Annotated in this window: 25 protein-coding genes; 10 read left to right on the top strand and 15 right to left on the bottom strand. The window is 58.4% G+C overall.

Translation table 11 applies throughout. From position 1 onward, the window contains the following. Nucleotides 1-134: 134 nt before the first annotated feature. A complete protein-coding gene (locus tag TRIHO_RS07465) occupies nt 135-329 on the top strand; it encodes a heavy-metal-associated domain-containing protein (protein WP_068241763.1) in 195 nt (64 codons plus the stop codon). Nucleotides 330-337: 8 nt separating this feature from the next. Here TRIHO_RS07465 and TRIHO_RS07460 read toward each other — a convergent pair whose 3' ends face one another. The 10 genes from TRIHO_RS07460 to TRIHO_RS07415 form a co-directional block, all read right to left on the bottom strand. After that, nucleotides 338-1,057 (bottom strand): DsbA family protein, encoded by a 720-nt coding sequence (locus TRIHO_RS07460; RefSeq protein WP_005619167.1) that lies wholly within the window; start codon nt 1,055-1,057, stop codon nt 338-340. Then, complete coding sequence (locus TRIHO_RS07455) at nt 1,057-1,551, bottom strand: c-type cytochrome (protein ID WP_005619169.1); 495 nt, start codon at nt 1,549-1,551, stop codon at nt 1,057-1,059. Before TRIHO_RS07455 ends, TRIHO_RS07460 begins: the two co-directional genes overlap by 1 nt. After that, complete coding sequence (locus tag TRIHO_RS07450) at nt 1,548-2,936, bottom strand: multicopper oxidase family protein (protein ID WP_005619171.1); 1,389 nt, start codon at nt 2,934-2,936, stop codon at nt 1,548-1,550. Before TRIHO_RS07450 ends, TRIHO_RS07455 begins: the two co-directional genes overlap by 4 nt. A 16-nt stretch (nt 2,937-2,952) precedes the next feature. Beyond that, nucleotides 2,953-3,843, bottom strand: a complete 891-nt coding sequence (locus tag TRIHO_RS07445; protein ID WP_068241730.1) for a c-type cytochrome — start codon at nt 3,841-3,843, stop codon at nt 2,953-2,955. A gap of 4 nt (nt 3,844-3,847) precedes the next feature. Continuing rightward, nucleotides 3,848-4,447: a c-type cytochrome gene (locus tag TRIHO_RS07440; protein ID WP_106406159.1), complete on the bottom strand. Its 600-nt coding sequence runs from the start codon at nt 4,445-4,447 to the stop codon at nt 3,848-3,850. Between the two features lie 5 nt (nt 4,448-4,452). Continuing rightward, nucleotides 4,453-4,809, bottom strand: a complete 357-nt coding sequence (locus tag TRIHO_RS07435) for a c-type cytochrome (protein ID WP_441351078.1) — start codon at nt 4,807-4,809, stop codon at nt 4,453-4,455. A 101-nt stretch (nt 4,810-4,910) separates the two neighbouring features. Continuing rightward, nucleotides 4,911-5,483: a L,D-transpeptidase gene (locus TRIHO_RS07430; RefSeq protein ID WP_068241725.1), complete on the bottom strand. Its 573-nt coding sequence runs from the start codon at nt 5,481-5,483 to the stop codon at nt 4,911-4,913. A 128-nt stretch (nt 5,484-5,611) separates the two neighbouring features. Continuing rightward, a complete protein-coding gene (locus TRIHO_RS07425; protein WP_005619183.1) occupies nt 5,612-6,205 on the bottom strand; it encodes a L,D-transpeptidase in 594 nt (197 codons plus the stop codon). A gap of 71 nt (nt 6,206-6,276) precedes the next feature. After that, nucleotides 6,277-7,665 carry an ATP-binding protein gene (locus TRIHO_RS07420; protein WP_068241723.1) on the bottom strand — a complete coding sequence of 463 codons (1,389 nt, stop codon included), beginning with the start codon at nt 7,663-7,665 and terminating at the stop codon, nt 6,277-6,279. Then, nucleotides 7,662-8,381, bottom strand: a complete 720-nt coding sequence (locus TRIHO_RS07415) for a response regulator (protein ID WP_068241720.1) — start codon at nt 8,379-8,381, stop codon at nt 7,662-7,664. The genes TRIHO_RS07420 and TRIHO_RS07415 overlap by 4 nt, the downstream gene beginning before the upstream one ends. 125 nt (nt 8,382-8,506) lie before the next feature. Here TRIHO_RS07415 and TRIHO_RS07410 point away from each other — a divergent pair, with 125 nt between their 5' ends. The 3 genes from TRIHO_RS07410 (at nt 8,507) to TRIHO_RS07400 (ending at nt 10,024) form a co-directional block, all read left to right on the top strand. Further along, nucleotides 8,507-8,953 (top strand): DUF411 domain-containing protein, encoded by a 447-nt coding sequence (locus TRIHO_RS07410; RefSeq protein ID WP_068241719.1) that lies wholly within the window; start codon nt 8,507-8,509, stop codon nt 8,951-8,953. A 97-nt stretch (nt 8,954-9,050) separates the two neighbouring features. Beyond that, entirely contained in the window at nt 9,051-9,593 is a 543-nt protein-coding gene (locus TRIHO_RS07405) for a hypothetical protein (RefSeq protein WP_068241717.1), read from the top strand. A gap of 119 nt (nt 9,594-9,712) precedes the next feature. After that, complete coding sequence (locus TRIHO_RS07400) at nt 9,713-10,024, top strand: DUF2933 domain-containing protein (protein ID WP_037953520.1); 312 nt, start codon at nt 9,713-9,715, stop codon at nt 10,022-10,024. Nucleotides 10,025-10,304: 280 nt separating this feature from the next. Here TRIHO_RS07400 and ccmI read toward each other — a convergent pair whose 3' ends face one another. The 4 genes from ccmI to TRIHO_RS07380 are packed head-to-tail and all read right to left on the bottom strand — an operon-like array spanning nt 10,305 to nt 14,495. Continuing rightward, nucleotides 10,305-11,462: a c-type cytochrome biogenesis protein CcmI gene (gene ccmI, locus TRIHO_RS07395; RefSeq protein ID WP_068241714.1), complete on the bottom strand. Its 1,158-nt coding sequence runs from the start codon at nt 11,460-11,462 to the stop codon at nt 10,305-10,307. Next, the gene (locus TRIHO_RS07390) at nt 11,459-11,929 is read right to left on the bottom strand and encodes a cytochrome c-type biogenesis protein (RefSeq protein ID WP_068241712.1); all 471 of its coding nucleotides are present in this window, start codon (nt 11,927-11,929) and stop codon (nt 11,459-11,461) included. Before TRIHO_RS07390 ends, ccmI begins: the two co-directional genes overlap by 4 nt. After that, nucleotides 11,926-12,492, bottom strand: a complete 567-nt coding sequence (locus TRIHO_RS07385; protein WP_068241711.1) for a DsbE family thiol:disulfide interchange protein — start codon at nt 12,490-12,492, stop codon at nt 11,926-11,928. The genes TRIHO_RS07390 and TRIHO_RS07385 overlap by 4 nt, the downstream gene beginning before the upstream one ends. 2 nt (nt 12,493-12,494) lie before the next feature. Then, nucleotides 12,495-14,495: a heme lyase CcmF/NrfE family subunit gene (locus tag TRIHO_RS07380; protein ID WP_068241709.1), complete on the bottom strand. Its 2,001-nt coding sequence runs from the start codon at nt 14,493-14,495 to the stop codon at nt 12,495-12,497. Between the two features lie 196 nt (nt 14,496-14,691). Between TRIHO_RS07380 and TRIHO_RS07375 the strand changes: the two genes are divergently transcribed. The 6 genes from TRIHO_RS07375 to TRIHO_RS07350 all read left to right on the top strand — a co-directional run bounded on the left by TRIHO_RS07375 (nt 14,692) and on the right by TRIHO_RS07350 (nt 21,426). After that, entirely contained in the window at nt 14,692-15,237 is a 546-nt protein-coding gene (locus TRIHO_RS07375) for an EF-hand domain-containing protein (protein WP_005619211.1), read from the top strand. 36 nt (nt 15,238-15,273) lie between these two features. After that, entirely contained in the window at nt 15,274-15,744 is a 471-nt protein-coding gene (locus tag TRIHO_RS07370) for a rhodanese-like domain-containing protein (RefSeq protein ID WP_227511960.1), read from the top strand. A gap of 1 nt (nt 15,745) precedes the next feature. After that, nucleotides 15,746-17,197 (top strand): multicopper oxidase domain-containing protein, encoded by a 1,452-nt coding sequence (locus TRIHO_RS07365; RefSeq protein WP_005619214.1) that lies wholly within the window; start codon nt 15,746-15,748, stop codon nt 17,195-17,197. Nucleotides 17,198-17,442: 245 nt separating this feature from the next. Continuing rightward, the gene (gene petA, locus TRIHO_RS07360; RefSeq protein WP_005619216.1) at nt 17,443-18,000 is read left to right on the top strand and encodes a ubiquinol-cytochrome c reductase iron-sulfur subunit; all 558 of its coding nucleotides are present in this window, start codon (nt 17,443-17,445) and stop codon (nt 17,998-18,000) included. 122 nt (nt 18,001-18,122) lie between these two features. Continuing rightward, entirely contained in the window at nt 18,123-20,468 is a 2,346-nt protein-coding gene (locus tag TRIHO_RS07355; protein ID WP_005619218.1) for a heavy metal translocating P-type ATPase, read from the top strand. A gap of 19 nt (nt 20,469-20,487) precedes the next feature. Next, nucleotides 20,488-21,426, top strand: coding sequence for a cation diffusion facilitator family transporter (locus tag TRIHO_RS07350; RefSeq protein ID WP_005619220.1), 939 nt, complete (start codon nt 20,488-20,490; stop codon nt 21,424-21,426). Nucleotides 21,427-21,543: 117 nt separating this feature from the next. Here TRIHO_RS07350 and TRIHO_RS07345 read toward each other — a convergent pair whose 3' ends face one another. Continuing rightward, entirely contained in the window at nt 21,544-22,107 is a 564-nt protein-coding gene (locus tag TRIHO_RS07345) for a Crp/Fnr family transcriptional regulator (protein ID WP_227511961.1), read from the bottom strand. Between the last annotated feature and the right edge of the window lie 8 nt (nt 22,108-22,115).

The following is a 22,115-nucleotide window of genomic DNA, read 5'->3' as shown; positions in this document are numbered from 1 at the left end:
TGAACTTACCCTGATATAGGGCTTCCAGTTGCTGGAAGCTCAAGAGAGTATCTCATTTATTTTTCTGATATTTGCTTGACCTTCCTCCCGATGGAACAACCAAGTCTGAGGTTGTACCAAAAATGGAGGCCTTCATGGCTTTTTCCGTCCCGAAAATGAGCTGTGGACACTGTACATCCGCTATCGAAAGCGGCATCAAGGCAAAGGATCCATCAGCCGTTGTCACGTCCGATCTGGACCTTCGCCTTGTCACTGTCCAAAGCACATTGGAACAGGCCGCTGTGCGGCAAGCCATCGTTGACGCTGGCTACGACGCTTCAGCCGCGTAAGCTTGTCCTTATTCGGCGGCCCGTGCCTGATCGACAAGCTCGATCATCTGGTCCGCCTGGATCAGGCCCGGCGCAAGACTGTCGCCGATCACAAATGAAGGTGTGCCACTGAACCCCAGAGATTGCGCAAGCCGCATGGAAGTCTGTATGTGTTCTTCTATTTCCGGTCCGTTCATGTCGCGACGCAACTGTGCAACATCGAGGCCGATGTCTTCCGCAGTGCGGAGAATCGATGCTTCCTCTGCGCGTTCCTTCAGTTGCATCATGGCCCAATGAAACTCTTCATATTTGCCCTGGTTTCGGGACGCCAGCGCCGCGCGGGCGGCAAAAACCGACCCGTCCCCCAGAATGGGCCATTCCCGGTAAACGACCCTGACGTTGGGATCAGCAGCGAGCAGGGCCTCCATTTCAGGTTTAACCCGGCGGCAATAGGGGCAGTTGTAGTCGAAGAATTCGACAACCGTGACATCGCCATCCGGATTGCCCAGAACGGGCGCATTGGGATCATTTTCAAGCGTGGCTTTTTCCGTATCGAGAACCTGCGCTGCGGCTTGCGCCTGCAACGCCTGCTGTTGCTGTTCGAACAACTGCGCGGCCTCGAACACGATGCCCGGATTCTCGCGGATGGCTTCCAGCACCAGTTCCTTGATCCGGTCTTCGTCCATGCCGTCTGCCGTCGCAGCGATGGGAAGCATTAACAGTGCGGTGGTAGCCAAGAATCTTTTCATTATCCGTCTCCTTGTGAGGCAATATCCTGGGCCGTGCGCTCGGCTTGCGTGGCGCGTTCACGCTCCGGCCATGTTGACTTGATGTATGCGAGGATGTCCCAGATTTCCCCGTCGCTCAGTTGGTCGCCGAAACCGGGCATGCCGCTGTTGAAGTCAACGCCTTGCGCCGCGAGAACCTCGGCGCCCCCCAGCTTGGTGTAGGCGAACAGCATGCTGTCCGCGTGGTGCCAAGTGTGGCCGCTTGCATCATGCGGCGGTGCGGGCAGGCTTCCGTCATCACGCGGACTGCGCCAGTTTTCTTCACCTTCCAAATTTGCGCCATGGCACGCGGCGCAATTTTCGGCATAGAGAACTTCGCCCGCGGCCACATCGGCTGAGGAGTTGATGAGGTTTTCCGCCGTATGGTCGGTTCCGCCGGACCGGGTCCACAGGAATATGGTAGCCACCGCAACGGTAACTACGCCCAACGCAAGATAGACGGATCGCGGGGTCATCCAACGACGATCTTGGTCATCATGCCCGAAGCCGCATGCGACAGCATGTGGCAATGTAGCAGCCATTGGCCCGGGTTGTCCGCCACAAAGGCAATCTCGCGCGTCTGACCCCGTTCAAGAAGGGTCGTGTCACGCAGTGGCCCAAGGGTGCCGTTTTCGGCGACCTCGTGGAAGTGAATGCCATGCAGGTGCATCGCGTGCGGAAACGCCGTGTCGTTCACCATCTTCAATCGTACATTCTGGCCGCGGTCCAGCCGCGCAAGGGGATCACCGTTGATGCCATCCACTCTGCCGTTGAACGACCAGAAATACCCGGCCTCGACGATCTCGCCAATCGGCTTGAGCTCACCTCCTAGGGAGGCGGACCTCATGCGACCCATGGCACCGCCTTCCATGCTGAGGCTGAGCGTCGTGGCTTCTTTCAGGTCGACCATCCTGTGGTCGTTCGGCGGCAAGGCCAAGGGCGCGTCGCGACGGTTTGTCGTGCCCCCCTCAACAACCTCGAATGCAACCTGGCTGAAGGCTTCTTCCCGGCCGAATTGAAGAATATGAGCCGCTTCACCAACATCCGCGACCACATCGACGATCAGGTCAATCCGTTGTGCCGGAGCGAGGATCATCGCCTCTGTCACCTTCACGGGTGCCGTCAAGGGCATGCCGTCCAGCGCGACCACCCAACCGTCCAGGCCTTCCAGGCCCAGCTGGAAATTGCGCGCATTGGCAGCATTGATCAGCCGCAAACGCAGTCTTTCGTTCTTTCGGGCACGCAGGCCCAGATTGAAGGTTCCATTGGTCGTCAGCAGGTTTCCGATGCGCCCTGCGTGGCTAAGATCATGAGACGCGCCGAAGTCGTCCTTGATTTGCGCGGTTTCGGGATCAATAAGCCAGTCATCCAGGATCAGGACTTCCTCGCGATCAATGTCGAGAGGCTCGGCCTCTTCCACGATCAGTGCACCGTAAAGCCCTCTGCCCACCTGCTCGAACGACCTATTATGGGCATGGTACCAATAGGTCCCGGCGTCCGGGACGGTAAAATCATAGTCGAATGTTTCCTCCGGCTGGACCGCGTCCTGGGTCAGGCCGGAAACGCCATCCATTGCATTGTTGATGCGGATGCCGTGCCAATGCGTCGACGTTCCCTGAGAAAACCGGTTGACCAACCTGCGCTGGACACGCCCCCCCTGCGCCACGCGAATCTCCGGACCGGGTGAGCCGCCGTCAAAGCACCAAAGCGATGTCTTGCCATAGTCGCCGGGCAGCAGCTGCACGTCGCTTTGCTGGGCTGTCAGGGTCGCGAATGGCGTGCCCGCAAATCCAGTGCTGGCCGACAGACCACTGAACGCAGCAGATGTTGCCAGAAACTGGCGGCGATTGAGCGTGATCATTCGTGGGTTCCCAAGATTATGATTTGTTGTCCAGCAGGTAGGTGGCCATCGCGTTCAAGTCCGCATCGCTCAGAAAGCCTGTGCCATAGCGCACGACTTCGGCCATTGAACCACCAAAGACGTCGCCGGAAGGAGTTATTCCAGATCGCAAAGCATAAGCCATATCGTCCACCGTCCAGCCTTCTGACAAAAGGTCGCGTGACCGGATCGAAGGCGCTTTGCCGCCTCCGGGCAAGGCGTCGTTGCCGGAAAACCGTTCCGCCACGATGCGCGCACCTGCAAAGTTTCGCGACGTGTGGCAGGCAGAGCAATGCGCGGCCCCGTTGACCAACAGCTTGCCCCTGTTCCATGCATCGCTTTTGTCCGCCACTGGTTTTGTATCAGGCTTCGTTAGAAAAGCCGCCCGCCAAAGTTTCATTCCCCACCGCTGATCGAACGGGAATGGCACCTCGTGCGCCGGGGCCGACACGCTCACGGCTGGCACGGTCTGGAACGCGGCCCACAGATCGGCAATGTCTTGATCCGTGAAGTTCGCGTAAAACGGATAGGTGAAGGTCGGATAATAAGGATCACCATCCGGGGAAACACCCTGCCGGACGGCCCTTGCAAAGTCTTCTACGGTCCAGCCCCCCATTCCGTGTTCGACATCGGTGGTCAGATTTGGCGGATAGAACGTACCGAAATCGGTCCGGAGCGGCGCTCCTCCTGCCAATGGCGCCCCGCCAGCTTCAAAGTTGGTGTGGCACGCAATGCATCCACTGGCGCGCGCCAGATACGACCCCCGCTGGGCATCGCCTTGCAGGGTCAGGTCCGAGACTGGCGCACCGATCGGCCAGGCTATCGTTGCCGCGACAACGCCGATGCCGCCGACGACCCCCGCACCGATGATCCAACGCCACCACCGCATCTGATCACTTGTCCTCTTTGCGGAACTTCTGGTGGCAGGCCGAACAGGTCTGGGCGACCATCGCGAACGCACGGTCGGTCGGCATGTCCGCAAACATCTCGGTCGTCATGGGAAGGTCCGATCCCATCATGCCCCCTCCCATTGCAGGCGCGGACCCGCCACCCATCATCCCGTCAGTGGCGCCGCCCATCATTGATTCGCTACCGTTGCCCTGTGCTGCGGCCAACCCATTGCCTGCGCTCAACTTCAATCCTTCGGCGGCTGTTCTCAACTCTTGCGCAAGGGCCGCGAACTCTTCGCTGTTTTCCCAGACCGACGGCAACGCCTTGGACACTCCGCCACCCGAGCCTTCAGGAAACAGTCGCGTCATTTGCTCACCGGCATGGCCGATCATCGCGCCAGCTTCCCTGCGGACGACATCGGCGTCATAAGGTACCTGACCCCGCATCATGGGTGATAGCGTCTTGAGTGTTTTGGCCATCGCGGACATGCCCTGCATCCGCTCCAGCACCACGCCGGTTGCTCCGGAATGCGCCAAGGCAGCAACGCCGGTCGTCCCGATCGCAATGGCAGTAATCCATATCTTCATGTTCATGTTGGTCATTCCTGTCAATTGATCCCGTTGGCGCGCTGAAGTTCCCGCACATATGCAACAACCATCTTCACATCGCCGGGTGTGACGCCTTCAACTGGCGGCATATTGCCAAACTTCCAATGGTGCGCTCTGACACCTTGTTTCGCGGCAAGCAAAAAAGCGGCGTCACCGTGATGGCTCGGTTCATAGATCTTGTGGACAAGCGGCGGTGCCACGCCATTCTGTCCGGCAGCATTCGCACCGTGACAAGCGGCGCAAGCGCCATCGAAAACACGCTTTCCCAATTGGGCATTTGCTGAGAATTCAGCAGGCACAACCACGTCTGCAATCGGCGCGCCCTCTTCCGTCTGCGAAAGATCAGGCGTTGTCATTGTGTGGCCGGGCATCAAAGACGATGGCTGCAATTGCTGCCAGATCACAACCGCGCCACCGACGACAAAAAACGCCGCAATCAGGATGCCGGACTTCGACATCAGATTAATCGTACCTGCGTGCCGACCGGTGTCCTTTCGAACACCTCGATGATTTGCTCGTTGTAGAGACCGATACACCCGCTTGAAGAGCGTCTTCCGATCTTGCGCGTATCATGGGTGCCGTGAATCCTGTAGTACGTCCAACTCAGGTGCAGGGCACGGACGCCCAACGGGTTATCCGGCCCGGGCGGCATATAGGCTGGCAAAGACGGGTCACGTTCGCGCATGGAGGGTGTAGGGGTCCAGTCAGGTTCGGGGTCCTTGAACGTGACTGTCGTGTAGCCGCGCTTTGTCAGCTCGTCAGTCAAGGGAACCGATGTCGGATAAATGCGCATTTCGCCATCGGCCGTCCAGTGTTGCATCACGCGGGTAACGGTGTCTGCGATGATGATACCCTTGTCCAAAGCGTCAAAGTGGTCTTGCCAAGCGTGTGTACGAAACGATGAGATATTCCTTCGGACACTGGTTTGATCCACCTGCGCACGCAGGATGGACGGGGCCGCGAAAGCTGCCGATGCGGCACCTGCCGTGAATGCTCGACGCGTTACACGTGTTTGCTTGCGGGTCATCATATGGCCTCATGTTGTTGTCTGCCTATCCACTAGACTACCCGCCTGGTCGCATTTCATGAACAGTCCGGGGCCTGATATTATGTAACGATATGTATCCCGGCCAACGGACACGTCTTCGCGCTGCTGCCTCAAACCTCGATGGGTTTCAGGACAACACGCGTGTCGAGCGGGACCTTCTCATAGAGTTCGATGATCTGATTATTGGTAAGCCTTGCACAGCCGTTTGAGACACGTCGACCAATCGTCTTCGGATCCGTTGTGCCGTGAATTCTCAGGTAGGTGTCCCCACGCCCTGGCTGGTAAAGATACAAGGCGCGGGCACCGAGTGGATTGTTCAGCCCACCGGGCACACCGCCCGCAAAACGAAGATATCGGTCAGGATCTCTGGCTATCATGGCGGGTGTGGGCGTCCACCGCGGCCACTTTTGCTTGCGCGCGACATAGAACTCGCCGGATTCATACAGACCTTCGCGGCCAATTCCGACGGTATACCTGATTGCCCGATTGTTCGGCAAAGTCCAAAATAAAGCGAACTGGTTCGGATCGACATGTATTTCTCCCGGTTTGTCTGCCTCGGTGAACGGAACCTGGCGCGGCAACTGCTCCGGGGGCACCACAGATGGCCCGACGCGCCGGTCGTGCTCTGCGTCACTATGCGCGAATGCTGTTTTTCCGCTCACCGAAAGAGCTGCAACAGAAGTCAGGAAATATCTTCGTTTCATATACTTGCCTCACTAAACTAGTCGGGTTTGAGGTGACGAACAACCCGCGCCATATGTGGCGAGCCTTCCTCTTACCCGGGTGGGTCGGCACCCGGCCTTACCGGCAGCGTGACCTCAGCCCGCAGGCCCCCATCAGTACGGTTTTTCAGTCGAATGGAGCCGCCGTGCTCAAGGATGATACTGCGCGCAATTGACAGCCCCAGACCATGCCCGCCAGTGTCAAGGGATCGCGACTCCTCAAGCCTGACATAGGGCCCGAAGACAGCCTCCAGCTGATCGTCGGGAATGCCGGGGCCCCGATCGTCGATAGCGATTACCACCTCACCGCCGGCACGTTCCCAGGACACCCTGGCCTCGTTCCCGTAGCGGATCGCGTTTTCAATGAGGTTTCTCAAGGCCCGTCCCATCGCACTTGGTTTCACGGATACGATCAGCGGTCCCTGGCTGCCCGCCTGAACCTTGTCAGACCCCATACCGGTGATCAGATCGTGCAAATCAACCGATTGGACCTCTTCATGCTGGCCGACACCCTCGGCGAAATCGAGTGTTGCATCGATCATCCGCTGCATCTCTTCGCTTGACGCCACCAGGGACGCGCGCGTGTCTTCCTCGTCCACCATCTCGGCCCGCACCCTGAGAGCAGTCAGCGGCGAGCGCAAATCATGCGCAAGTGCCGCAAGCATCTGGGTTCGGTCACTGACAAATCGCGTTAGCCGGTCTTGCATGATGTTGAATGCAAGGGTCAGGTCCTGAACTTCCTTAGGCCCCACAACCGGCAAATCGCCCTCTGCAGCACCTCGACCGAGACGTTCCGACGCAGTCGCGAGATTGTTGAGCGGTCCGGTCAATCTTGAAAGAAGAAACCAGAAACTTGCCACCAGCAGCAGGCCTGCAGTCAGCGCGAAGGATATGTTGGATGCCTGCGACCGTTGCAGAGGCGGCCGTTCGAACCGCGTCTCGATGTTGAGCCAATTCCCACCGGACAGCGCAATGGACAACTCCATCTCGATGGCCGCAAGGCTGCCCTGCATCATTTCGGCGTGCATTTGCGCCATTTCCGGTGACAGGTTCGGAAGGGGCAGCAGACCTCCCTCGATTTCATGAACCTCAACCCGGATATCCCGGCTGTAGCTTTCCTGAAGCAGTGCCCGTATCCGCGCTTCGACCGCTCCACCGTCATCGTGTTGTCCGTGTGCAACCGACGGCTCGTCTGTAAGGTCGAACCGTACGAGCGGAGACGTTGCCGCGCGGACGATCTGGGCATGCAATTCCGGGGGTGCGCCTTCAATCAACTGTGCGACATTTGCGGCCCTTCCGGCGGCTTCGGCACCGATGGCGGCCTGAATGGCTAACGAGCGTTCATCAACGAAAAACCAAAGACTCAGAGCTTGCGCGAGGATCAAGACACCGAGGACCAGAAGGGCAATCTGTGCACGCAACGTCCGCGGAAGCAGCTTCATTCGCAAATCTCGACATCGCAGGAAAGACTATACCCCCCATGCCGGACAGTCGCGATGATCTTCGGGCGCAAAACGTCCTCTTCCATCTTCCGGCGCAACCGGCTCACCTGATTGTCGATGGTTCGGTCCAATGGACCGGCGACCCGGCCGGTGCTCAATTTGAGCAGCTCGTCGCGGCCAATGACCGTCCTTGGCCTTTGCAGGAACAGGGTCAGGAGTTTGAGTTCACCGGATGTAAGTTGCGTACGCGAACCGCCTTGGTCAATCAGTGTGCGGCCATCGAAATCCAGCTTTAGGTGTGCAAACTTCAACGTTTTCCCCGCAAAACCATTCGGTTTTGGGATCAGCTGCGTCCGACGCAATATCGCGTTGATCCGCGCCACCAGTTCCTTGGGATTAAACGGCTTGGCGAGATAATCGTCTGCCCCGCCATCCAGACCCGCGATGCGGTCTTCGTCGTCACCCAATGCGGTCAGCATCAGGATCGGAATATGCCCTTCCTTGCGCAATCGCCTGCACGCGGACAGCCCGTCTTCCCCCGGCATCATCACATCGAGGACAATCAGATCGAAATGCGCTTCCGCCAGCCTTGCGTGCATCTCAACTGCATTTTCCGCCGCTGAAGCACGCATGCCGTTGCGTTCCAGATAACTGGTGACGGATTTCCGAATCTCTGAATGGTCATCGACGACAAGGATGCGTGGCAGATCGCTCATGCCGCCAACATAGTCATTTTCACCAAGGGACGCCCATCCCGTGTTTGTAGCCAAATGTAACAGCGCGGGCAGTCGACTTCGGGATACCGAGCAACTATTTAAGGAAGAACATCAAGGAGTTTGAAATGAACAGACGCGAATTCGTCCTTACGGGACTCAGCCTGGCCTTGGCCGGGCCTGCTTTGTCGCAAACCGCCGCACCCACGTTGCAGGTGACAAAGACACCGACCTGCGGCTGCTGTGGCGCCTGGGTTGATGAGATGATCTCTGCCGGGTTCAAGGCATCGGTCGAAGACGTCGATTACGACACGCTTCAGGTGCTGAAGCAGAAACACGGCATCGCGCCGGAACTGGCAGGATGTCACACGACGTCCATGGGCGGATATTTCGTCGAGGGTCACGTGCCTGCGGCTGACATCGGGCGGTTGCTGAGCGAAAAACCTGTCGCGCGCGGACTGACAGCACCGGGAATGCCGATGGGGTCGCCCGGCATGGGCACCCAGGGTGATCCCTATGACGTGCTGCTTGTACTGATGGACGGGTCGACGCAAGTCTTCGCAACCCACGGCTGACGTGTTTGCCCGCGATACGTTCCGACAAAGTTTTTCGCCGACCTTACCATTCGGCAGATTTTGTTGGAACGTATCCGTTCTGAGCTTGGCAAGCATATTGCCGTTCCTGCTTGTCTACATCCTCGCAACGCCTGGTTTTGCGACGCTGCTGCTGACGAATGGGACCGCGCTCTCGCGCTTCCTCCGGCAGGTCTTTACCAATGGGTTTGTGGTCGTTTTCCTCGTGAATTACTTGGGGTTCGTTTCCGCATCGGTCGCGCTGAAGCAGTACCAGCATCGGCCGATTGTTTACCTGGTTTTAGATGGCCCGCTGCGGAGTGTCGCATTCATTGGGGTTCACATTGCCGTCTATGTGATGTCGGCCGATCTGTTCGGCTCGTTCAACGGCAGCCGTGCAACAGCTTTGAGCGTGGTCGGACCAACGCTCGAGCGGTCGTTCATGTTTGGGAACATCTCGGGCGTATATCTCTATGCCCTGGCGCCCGGCACCTTCATCGCGCTTCTGGTGGTTCTGACAGAACCTTCTGGCGAGGCATCGAAGCCTACCATGTTCAGGACAATGAGCATGGCCTTGCTGTTCAGCCTGACCCCGATCCCCCTCGTCACATTCCTGTCCTATGCGTTGGATCTGGCAACCTGACGGGCCAACTTGGTCAACGACCCGCAGGCTGTCATCTGATCAAATTGTATCCGAATGTACCCTTGACCTTGCCTCACTGGAATGTCGCAGAAGAACACGAGCATATTCTGGAGAGCTACATGTCTGACAATCAAAGTCAAAAATCCACCGGTTCATCGAAACTGATGCAGTATGGTATGATGGCCTGTTGTGCCGTTATGTTGTTTCCAGTCGCCGCATTCTTTATTGCAGGCGGCACGATCGCGGGTCTGTGGGGCAACGTCGGCCTTTTTGCGCCGCTCGCACTTTGTCTTGGTGCGCATGTCGTCATGCACAGGATGATGGGAAAGTCGTGTCACGGGTCAAGAGTTGAACAGGCGAACGAGGCGACTGTGGATGCAGAATTTGAAGATGGCCAAGCTCCCGAACGAGAACTGGTACGCGCCCGCTAGAACGCGGCTGACAATCGGAATTCCGATTGCAGGTATTCTGGCCCTCGGCGGTTGTGCCCAGTCGGCCTCGGGCAAGCTTTGCCCACTTGAGCCCCCTTCCGTGACACGGGATGCGGCACACGACGTCATGCTTCCCGTAGGATGTCGCTTGGTCGGTCAGTCTGAAGGTACTACCCACGAAATAGTCTGTGACGACGGCCGGACCGGATGGGCTTTCGATTAAGCGCCAAACCTTGATCCTGCCTCACATTCACCTGCACAGCGACGGTCGCCCACGCCACTACGGGCGCAACCGTTCCAACGCGCTTTGCACGGCTTGACGGCGCGGGTCATCTCCCGGCACCTCCGACAACAGGATTTCAGCGTGTTCAAACGCCGCGATTGCCGGCGCGGTATCACCCAGAACCGAATAGGCATTGCCAAGCCGCATCCATCCATCAAGATCGTCAGGCTCATCTTCCAGCCGCGTGGCCAGCCGTTCGACCATCGAGCGGATGAAATCCTGTCGTTCCTCCACACTCATGTCCTGCGCGTTTTCGATGTCTTCCTGTGTCGGGCCGGACGCACTGGTCTTCGGGGCATAGTCGGCCAGCGAGATCGGAGCCTTGCCGATCTTCGCGCCAATCCGGTTGGCTTCGCCAACAAAGCTTTCCATCCACGGGAAAAACCTATCCGCATCGTCCAGCCGGGCCACCAGCGTTTCGTGAGCCCGAGCCTCATCGCCCTTCTGCTCGAGCGAGACTGCCTTGAAAAAGGCAGCACCGGGATTGGAAGGATCCAGTTCGTACGCCCGATCAATCGCGGTGTCCGCTTCAGGTGTCACCACACCTTGCTCTGCGTAGATCAGAACCTCGGCCAACATGGAGAAGACGGCGGAATCGGCCTCCGGTCGTTGTGCGACAACTCTATATGCATCGGCTGCATCCGCATACCGGCCCATTTTCGAATAGGTTTGCCCCAGCAGCATCCAGCCTTCCGAAGGCCCGCCTTCGGGGTCTGAACTGAGCCGGACGTACAGACGATCTGTCAATTCGGCGATTTCCGCCGCTTCCTGCCGTTCAGTGGCACGTTCGGCAAAGGCGACACCTGGGATCTCTGGCGAGCCCATTGCGGAGTAATATCCAAAAGCGAAGACCGGCACGAACACTGCGCTCAGAACGACCATCAAGCGGCCCCCTGCCGCCGGTTTCCCATCTGACAGAACGGACCGGCGCGACTGCACGAGGATCCGTCTCTTGATCTCCTGCTCCGCCGCCGTGGCCTCGGGGTCGGAAATGACACCGCGCTCAAGATCCCGCCGAACCTCATCCAACTGATCCATGAGGACCGCATCCGTGGCGTCAGCCGGGACGGGTGTCCGCGACGACCGATGGCGCAGCGGCAGGCCCATGAAAAGCAGACCGACAACGGATAACAGGGCGAAAACCAACCAGATCATGAACCGTCCTTTGAAGCGTTCTCTTCAATGAAACGCGCAATTTCCGCTTTTTCGTCATCGGAAAATCCCGTTGCGGCAGCCCTGCGCCGGCTTCTCGAAATGACGGTCCAGCCGACAAGCAGCGAAACAAGCGCAAACACGAAGGGCGCCATCCAGAGCGCGAGAGTGGCGCGATTCAGGGGCGGGCGCATCAGGACATAATCGCCATACCGGGCGTGGATGTACGCGATGACCTCCTTGTCGCTGTCACCGGCAACAAGCCTTTCGCGCACCAGTATGCGCAGGTCCCGCGCAACCCCGGCGTTGGAGCTGTCGATGTCCTGATTCTGGCAGACAACGCAGCGCAGTTCCCTAGAAATTTCACGGGCGCGTTGCTCCAGTACAGGATCCTGCAACATCTCGTCGGGCTCGACCGCGAAGGCCATCACGGGCAGCAGCATTAGAAATGCAAATGCGACAAGTCTCATCCGTTCTGGCCTCTTGGGAACGCGCCAGCCTGGATCAACGCTTCCCTGAATGTGGAGATCGCCGTATCGCCCACGACGGGTCCGACATATCTGAACAAGACCGTCCCGTCAGACCCGACAATGAATGTCTCTGGTACGCCCGAAAGGCCCCATTCTATCCCCACTCTTCCGCTCAGATCCGACCCGATCCTTTCGTAGGGATTGCCAAGCTCAGCGAGCCATTTCGTCGCATCCTCCGGCTTGTCCTTGTAGTTGATCCCGAACAACGTCAGCCCGTCCCTTTCGACCATTTGGGTCAATACCCCGTGTTCGGCCCGGCAGGGCACGCACCACGAGGCGAACACGTTCACGATGACCGGTCCCGGGTTTCCGACCAGATCGGCGCGGGAAAGCCCTGGCGTTTCCAGCCCGCTGACAGCGGCCAGGTCGAATTCCGGCGCTGGCTGCGAGATCAGAACCGACGGAATGTTGTTCGGGTCCCGGTCCGGGTTCAGACCCCACAGGAAGAACCCACCAAAGACGGCTGCGATTGCCAGCGGAATGAATGCCAATAGCCGTCCCATGCCTACTCCGCAGGAAGCGCTAAGGGCTTTGCCGCCTTGCGACGAGGTGCCCCGACGCGCAACCGCCTGTCAGACAGCGAAAGACCGCCACCAAGGACAAGCATCGCCGATCCGATCCAGATGAAGTTGACCAATGGTTCATACAGAATGCGCAGGGTCCAGGCCCCTTGTGCGCTCTCGTCCTCTGCTGCCGGATTTGCGATGGACGCATAGAGATCACCGGCCATTGTGGACCTGATGGCACTTTCTGTGGTGGTGGTTTGCGCGACCGGATAGGTGCGCCGCTCCGGGAAAAGATCGGTGACATAATGCCCGTCCCGGACCACACGAAGCGTGCCACGATCCGCGAAGTAATTTGGTCCGCGCACACGTTCGGCCCCTTCAAAGGTGACATCGAACCCGGCAATGCTGATCTCTGTGCCGGGCCGGACAAAGACGATTTCCTCGGATTTCCAGACCGTTGATCCGATGAACCCGAACATCGCCATCGCGAGCCCCGCATGAGCCAGTGTCATCCCATGAGAGGATCTGGGCAGGTTGCGTGCCCGCCGCAGCGATTCCGGGAACGGTGCCTCAAACAGCTTTATGCGCATCGCCCATTCCCGCAGGGTTGAGAAAAACAGCCAGAATGCAAGCATCAGCGACAGATACCCCAACACCGGACCGCCCTCGGCGAGATACCAGGTCACCAATGTCGCGAGCACGGCCAGAACGGCCACGAAACGCAACCGTTGCAGAACGCCCGCCAGATCGGCACGTTTCCAGGACAGATAAGGCCCCAGCCCCATCGCAAAGACGAGCGGCAGCATCACGGGAATAAAGGACGCATTGAAGAAGGGCGGCCCTACCGACAGTTTTTCACCGCCCGTCGCGGCTTCGTAGAAGAGCGGGTACAAGGTGCCGAACAGCACAATGCCGGTGGCCGTGGCCAGCAGCAGGTTGTTCACCAATAGCCCCGCTTCCCGGCTGATCGGCTTAAACAGGCCGCCGGGCTCCATTGTCGGCGCGCGCAAGGCAAACAGAGCAAGGGAACCGCCGATCGAAACGGCCAGCAATCCAAGGATATAAAGTCCCCTTTCCGGGTCGACCGCGAACGCATGCACAGACGTCAGCAGGCCCGATCGGACAATGAACGTGCCCAAGAGCGATAGGGAAAAAGTCAGGATCGCCAGAAGGATTGTCCAGCTTTTGAACGCATCCCGTTTTTCCGTCACGATTGCGGAATGCAGCAGGGCAGTGCCCATCAGCCATGGCATGAAACTGACGTTCTCAACGGGGTCCCAGAACCACCAGCCGCCCCAGCCAAGCTCATAATAGGCCCACCAGGATCCCAGCGCGATGCCTGCGGTCAGGCTCATCCAGGCAGCCAGCGTCCACGGACGTACCCACCGTGCCCAGGCCGCGTCCACCCGCCCTTCGATCAGGGCGGCGACCGCAAACGAGAAGACAATCGAGAAGCCAACATACCCGAAGTAGAGAAGCGGCGGGTGCATGGCGAGACCGACATCCTGCAATAATGGGTTGAGGTCCTGACCGTCGCCTGGCGGAGGGAAAACGCGGTCGAAGGGATTGGACGTCAGCAGCATGAAAGTCAGGAAGCCAACGCTGATCCAGGCCTGCACCGACAGCGTCCTTGCTCTCAGCGCCAGCGGAATGTTCGATCCGAAGAGAGCGACCGCCGCACCGAACACCGTCAGGATAAGGGTCCACAGCAACAGGGATCCTTCGTGGCTGCCCCAGGTGCCGGCCACCTTGAACAGCATCGGTTTGAGTGAATTGGAATTCTCAACCACATTCTTGACCGTGAAGTCACTGGTGATGAAGGCTTGCATGAGCGCGAGAAACGCAAAGCCCATAAAGAACGCCTGTCCTAGTGATGACCATCTCGCCGACTGCATCCACAGGATGTTTCCGCGTGCAGCACCAAAAATGGGCAGCACACTTTGAACAAGCGCCAGGGCCAAGGCCAGGGCCAGGGCGAAATGACCGATTTCAGGTGTCAAGGGATCATCAGCCTCTTCGATGAATTCACTGGATTAACGTCTGTCTAGCAAATCGTCCGGCGGACCGTGAGTGGTTGCTTTGTCACCGTTTGTAACGGGAGGCTGTGACAAATGATTACAAACCCGCCAGCCCTCGGCCTTTAATCGAAGCGCTATAACGCCGATGTTTCCAGAATTAACCTGAAAGGAATGAGAGATGGAAAACAAAAGAATTCTTGCGCTTGGCGTGGTGATCGCTGTTGGCATGGGACAAACAGCATTAGCGGAATCCGATGGGACTGCCGATAGCAAGGCTGACAGCGGGAATATGTCCGACATGGCGATGGGCGATGGCGACAAGCAGATGGGCATGATGGACGGCAATATGATGCCGATGATGCAGAGGATGATGAAGATGCATGCCTCCATGATGGGCGGCCAGGGCAGCATGATGGAAATGATGGACCGCGACATGATGACGACGATGTTGTCCGGCAGTCAGCCTCATGAAATGGCCGCACAGATGGCCGAAAAAATGCGGGAGTTTGATGCGGATTCCGACGACGAGCTGACACTTGACGAATTCGAAGCCTTGCACATGAGCGTCATCCGGGCGCGCATGGTTGATCGCTTTCAGCACCTTGATGCGGACGGGAACGGTCAGATCTCTCAAGACGAGATGGAAGATGCCGGAATGCGCATGAGCAAAATGAAAGGCACATCCAGCAGAACGGACATGGAAGGTCATCATGACAGCGAATAACGGGCAAGGACCCGCAAGGCAGCCTGACGGAGAAACATGATGGGTATTGTTCTGACGCGGCGCAGTGCGACACTTGCTATGTTGGCAGTTTCCTTCGCACCCTTCCCGGTGATGGGCCAGACCGCCGAGGTCTGGTCGGCGGACATGGCAGCAGATGCGCTGCAACAGGACCTGATCCGGATGATCGACGTTCGGTCGCGACCGGAATGGACCGACACCGGCGTTGCAGGCGATGCCTGGCCCATCAGCCTGCATGAGGACCGTTTCGCCGAGCGGCTTTTTGCCGCCCGGGAACGGGCCGAAGGGCGGCCTGTCGCGCTCATCTGTGCGACAGGCGGGCGGTCTGGCCGCGTCATGCGAAGTCTTCGGCAGGCTGGCTACAGCGGCTTTCTTGACGTATCCGAAGGCATGCTCGGTTCTGCCGCCGGACCGGGCTGGATCGCGGGAGGTTATCCGGTCGTTGGTGTCGATGCTGCCCTGGCTGCGCTGCCAGAGGAATTATCCTGAGATGAAACTGTTGAACCGCCGCGATTTGATTGGCTATGCCGCAGGCTTTGGGGCTGCATCCGTCCTGCCATCGGCGGCATTTTCGGCATCCGACATAAGGCTCGCGTACCCTTCGCTTCTCGATGCGACGACATCCCGGCTCTTTCAGCTGAAAGCCCGCACTGGCGAGACCCGTTTTGACGATGGTGCCGCCAGCGAAACGTTCGGCTACAACCAGGGATACCTTGGCCCGACGATCCGGGTGCAAACCGGCGTCGAGACACGGGCAGAGGTGCACAACACGCTTGGCGAGCCGATGTCGGCGCATTGGCACGGTTTGCTTGTTGCCGGTGAGTTCGATGGCGGACCGCATCAGGCCATCGCACCGGGAGACACCTGGAAGCCGATGCTGGACCTGGATCAGCCCCCGGCAACGGCCTGGTATCACAGCCACATTCACGGCGCGACGGCACGACAGGTCATGCTGGGGTTGGCGGGTGTTCTACAGGTGACCGATGGCGCAGATGACGAGCGTGGATTGCCATCCACCTATGGGCTCGATGATTTGACCTTTGTGTTGCAGGACCGTCAGTTCAACTGGCGCGGACGCCTGAAATACGATCCCGGCATGCACCAGTCCATGAACGGGTTTCAGGGCGACACAATGGTTGTGAACGGTCAAATCGGCGCGTCGGCAGCGGTTCCGAAGGGGATCGTGCGGTGCCGTGTCGTCAACGGCTCGAATGCGCGGGTTTACCGCCTGTCCATGTCTGACAGCCGGTCGCTTCATCTCATCGCGACAGATGCCGGATTTCTGGATCGACCGATTGCGCTGAACCGCCTGACCCTTGCACCAGGAGAGCGCGCAGAAGTGCTTGTGGATTTCACAAGCGGGCGGGGCAGTGTTTTGAAGTCCGACGATATCATTAATTCGGCCATGGGCGGAATGATGGGCGGCGGCGGTTCCGGCAGTCCATTCACCGTGCTGCCTTTCGCTGTCGACACAACCCTTCCGGTTCGCATCGACGCCCTGCCCGGCTCTCTGGACGGGCAGTTGCCTGATCTTGCGGTCAAGGACGCGCCAGTCCGACGTCTGTCACTGGATATGTCGATGGGCATGGGGATGATGTTCTCGCGGTCCGGGAACCGATTTTCGATCAACGACGCGTCATACGATCCGGACACTCTCAATTTTTCCACCAAATTCAACAGCATCGAGCGTTGGATTGTGCGTGGGGCCATGATGATGCACCCGTTCCATGTTCACGGCGTCCGGTTTCAGGTACTGTCGGAAAACGGTATGGCACCGCGCGCAGAGAACAGGGGGTGGAAGGATACGGTGCTGGTGGATGGTGAAGTGGAGCTTGCGATGAAATTCGAAAAACCTGCCTCAACGGCTGCGCCTTACATGTATCACTGCCACATTCTGGAACACGAAGATGGCGGGATGATGGGGCAATTCAGCGTCGCTTAACTTCGTGCCCCCGACTGACAGGCACCGTCGGGGACGGAGTCAAATGGTCAAGAGGGTCTTGGATGAGAACTATCATAATCGGTCCTGGACTGATAACTGCAGCGCCTTTGCTGGTCGCAGGTGTCTGGCAAACAAGAGGGGCAACCTAGGTCTGCTAGATCGGAAAGAGTCAGGAAAACGAAAAGCTTGATTGGTTCTTCTGGCCATTGACCTTCCCCCACGGGAAGCTTGGACAATGAATCGTTATGGATACACAAACACCACAATTCCGCCGAGATTTCCTGTACTACGCCACCGCCGGAACGGGAGCGGTCGCCGTAGGGGCTGCGGTCTGGCCATTGATCAACCAAATGAACCCATCCGCAGATGTCCGCGCGCTGTCCCAGATCCGCGTCGATATCTCGGCTGTGGAACCAGGAACGCAGTTGACGGTCAGTTTTCTCGGCAAGCCGGTGTTCATCCGGCACCGGACCGACGCGGAAATCGCGCAGGCCCGCTCTGAAGATGTGTCATCCCTTCCTGATACCGTGGCCAGAAATCCCAATATCTCTGGTGATGTTTTGGCCACCGATGCAAACAGGGCAGTGGCGGGAAATGAGAATTTCTTGGTCATGATAGGCGTTTGCACGCATCTGGGATGTGTACCACTTGGTGACGGAGCCGGCGATTTTGGTGGTTGGTTCTGTCCCTGTCATGGCTCCCATTATGATACAGCAGGACGCATTCGAAAGGGTCCGGCACCGGAGAACCTGCATATTCCCACGATGTCCGTTTCGGAAGACATGATACTGACCCTGGGCTGACAGGAGCTTCGCGCATCGCGAAGGCCCATACAAATTCATACGCAGCGTTGTCGGAAGAGTCTTGACCCTCCAGTAACTGGAAGGGTTATGTGTTCAATTGTCTTGAAAACGGGAATTAGAAGATGGCCACGGACCAAGAACATCATCACGACATGACGCGCACGTCGACCGCATCAGACCCAGATACAGCGACCGACCCGGTGTGCGGCATGACCGTCGAGATAGACGAAGACACGCGCAGTGCCGAGTATGATGGAGAGGTCTTTCATTTCTGCTCGGAAAACTGCGAAACCAAGTTTGGCAAAGACCCATTTTACTATGCGTCGGGAAACGCCCAAAAGACACCAGCACATGGCGAGGCCGGTACGCAATGGACCTGCCCGATGCATCCGCAAATCCTGAAGGATGAGCCCGGGTCCTGTCCGATCTGCGGCATGGCGCTTGAACCGATGCTTCCATCGGACGAGCCGTCAGAAGAGTTGTCCGATTTCACAACACGCATGTGGATCAGCGCGGCAGCCGCCGTTCCGCTGGTTATCCTGACGATGGGTGAACTGGTCGGCCTACCTGTGCGGGAATGGATCGGACATCAGACGGCTGTCTACATCGAATTCGTCCTCGCAACCCCGATCATTCTCTGGGCGGCTCTTCCCTTCTTCAAAAGGGGGTGGGAATCGATCAGGAATATATCGCCGAACATGTGGACCCTGATCGCGCTTGGCGTTGGGGCTGCCTATATCTATTCGCTTGCCGCAACATTCCTGCCCGGCATTTTCCCCGAAGCGTATCGAAACGGCCAAAGCGTCGGGACATATTACGAAGCTGCGGTTGTGATCGTTGCGCTGATCTTTGTCGGTCAGGTGCTCGAGTTGCGCGCCCGCGAACGGACGGGTGATGCCATCCGTGCATTGCTCGATCTCGCACCAAAAACGGCGCGGCGGATCCTGCCGGACGGGACGGAATATGACGCACCTCTCGAACACATTGTTGAGGGTGACAGGTTGCGGGTACGCCCCGGCGACAGCATACCCGTCGATGCCGAGGTCCTCGAAGGGCATTCATCTATCGACGAAAGTATGATCACCGGAGAGCCGTTGCCGGTCGAGAAAACACAAGGCGACCGGGTCACAGGCGGCACGATCAACAAGAACGGCACATTGGCGATCCGGGCCACACAGGTCGGTGCGGACACGGTCCTGTCCCAGATCGTGGACATGGTGGCAGGTGCAAAGCGGTCGCGCGCGCCGATTCAGGGTCTGGCGGACCGGGTATCGTCCGTCTTTGTTCCGACGGTTGTCGTCATTGCGATCATATCCTTCGTTGTCTGGCTGTTCTTAGGGCCCGATCCCGCGCTCGCCTTCGCTGTTACGGCAGCCGTATCCGTTCTTATCATTGCTTGCCCCTGTGCCTTGGGCCTTGCGACGCCCATTTCGATCACAACGGCGGCGGGCCGCGGGGCACAGGCTGGCGTTCTGATCAAAGACGCCGAAGCACTGGAACGCATGGCGCGTGTCGATACCGTCATCGTTGACAAGACCGGAACACTCACCGAAGGGCGCCCCAAGCTGACAGACGTGGTGCCCACGGGGGACAAGGCTGAAAATGACCTGCTGACAATGGCTGCGGCCCTCGAACGGGGCTCCGAACATCCGCTGGCCGAAGCAATAGTCGAGGGTGCGCTGGCACGGGGGCTGACGCTTCCGAACGCAACGGAATTCGAAGCCGTGACTGGCAAGGGCGTGAAAGGCATGGTCGATGGCCAGGTCGTGGCACTTGGGAATCCCGCCATGATGGCAGAGATCAACGTTGACGCTTCGATTGCGGAATTTGCTGCGGACGACCTTCGTGAATCTGGAAAGACAGCAATGCTTGTGGCGATAGATGGCACTTTTGCCGGCATTGTCGCTGTTGCCGATCCCATCAAGGAGTCCACGGCAGACGCCATCGATGACCTTCATCGCCTCGGTCTCAGGGTCATAATGGCAACCGGTGACAATCAGAAAACCGCCGAAGCCGTCGCCGCAAAGCTGGGTATTGATGAAGTCCACGCAGGCGTCTTGCCCGAAGACAAGAAGGCATTGGTGGACTCCCTCAGACAAGAAGGGGCCCGGGTCGCCATGGCAGGAGACGGCGTGAACGATGCCCCTGCCCTGGCGGCGGCTGATGTGGGCATTGCGATGGGCACCGGTGCCGACGTTGCCGTGGAAAGCGCAGGCATCACCCTTCTGGGTGGTGATCTTGTCGGCATCGTGCGTGCGCGCCGATTGGCAAAGGCAACGGTGCGAAACATCAAGCAGAACCTGTTTTTTGCCTTCGCCTACAATACCGCAGGTGTGCCCATCGCGGCTGGTATTCTCTACCCGTTTTTCGGCCTTCTTCTGTCGCCGATGATCGCCGCCGCCGCGATGAGCCTGTCTTCGGTCTCCGTCATTAGCAATGCACTGCGGCTGCGACGGGTTCGGCTTTAGTCGCAAACCAAGGAGATAGATGATGGCAAGCGGACATCAGGGGCATATGCCGTCCGGCGGCAAGGGGCTGGCGATATCAGCCTGGTTGACCGGCATCTATTTTGTGATCGAACTGGCGATTGGCCTATGGACAGGGTCGATCGCGGTCATCTCCGACGCGTTCCATACCTTTTCGGCCGTGGGCGGTGTTCTGGTCGCCATTGTCGCGGCGCGCATGGCGTTGCGTCCGGCGGATGAAGAGCGGAGTTTTGGCTGGGCGCGCGCCGAAATCATCGGCGCCCTTGTGAATGGCGGCTTCTTGCTGGCGATGGCGGTGGTTGTCATCGCGATGGCTACCATGCGCTTGTCTGCGCCAATTGATCTTCCAACGGGTCCGATGCTGATTGCGGCTGCCGGGGGGCTCTTTACTGAGTTCATTTCGCTTGCGCTGATCTGGAAGCAAAGCAAGGAAGATCTGAACACGAAGGGAGCGTTCTGGCATATCATCCAGACCTTTGTTGGCAGTCTGTCGATCATCGTGACCGCCCTCGTAATCGAATTCACCGGGTTTCTGCTGATCGACCCGCTGCTTGGCATGGCATTCGGGTTTGTCCTGCTGTGGGCGAGCTGGGGCTTGCTGAAAGAAGCGGCGCATCTTTTGATGGAAGGCACGCCTCCCGAAGTGAGTCGGCCTGAAATCAAACGTACCCTTGAAGAACTGCACGAGGTTTCCGATGTTCACCATATTCATGCTCGGGCGCTGACAAGTGGCAAGCATGTCTTCTCCGCGCATCTGCGTGTCGCAGAGCAAGCAGATCAAGAAAAGGTCCTGCAAACCGCCTATGACACGCTGCGTAAGGACTTCGGGTTCTTTTTCGCAACCCTGCAGATCGAAACACGGTGCCTCGACGAAAGCGGCGCTGAAGCAATCGACCTGTCAGCGGCGAGCAGTAAGACAGGGCATAACGGCGATCTTTGAAAACAGGTCATCGCCGCGGGCAGCAATTCTCATTGTTATCGGGCAAGCGAAATACCCGCCAAGTTTTGCTACCGCACCTTTTGTTATCTCGAACCGGGCATGGTCCGGCTGATCCATTCAGGGGCGCAAATGATACGTTCCCCGGGTCGGATTTGCGATCCGGCCATCATTCACAAGCTTTCGCAAGGCCCGATAGGTGGCCTCGTGCGAAAGATGTAGCGCGCTGGCAAAATCGACAACGGAGCTTTCAAGCAGGTCCGCCACCATACCGGCATAGACCCGTTCTTCTGCGCGGCGGATGCCTACGATCTCAAGCGCCTGACGTTGCGCTTGTATCTGCTGTGCCGCTTGCCGCGCATAGGCGCGTGCAAAATCCGGATCTGCAAAGGCAGACAAGACCGCCGCTTTGTCGATCTGTACAAACGCCCCAGCCTCCGCCACGACCGCATCGCAGTGGTATCTATCCGAAAACACCGATGCTTCGGCAAGGCTCATCCCGGGCCCGGCACGGTAGATGATAAATCGTTCGCCATCCGGTCCGACACGCTCAAGATGAACGCGCCCGCACTTAACAACATAAAGGCCGCAGGTCCGCGCGCCCTGACGAAAAACCTTATCCCCTGCGGCCCTCGTCAGCGGACGCAAGGCGGAGGGCGGTATGAGATTATAGGGTTCTGGCATCATATGAT

The sequence above is a fragment of the Tritonibacter horizontis genome (assembly GCF_001518015.1).
Classification (GTDB): domain Bacteria; phylum Pseudomonadota; class Alphaproteobacteria; order Rhodobacterales; family Rhodobacteraceae; genus Epibacterium; species Epibacterium horizontis.
The sequence above is the reverse complement of the archived record's forward strand: the minus strand, read 5'-3'. Positions and strand labels throughout refer to the sequence as shown.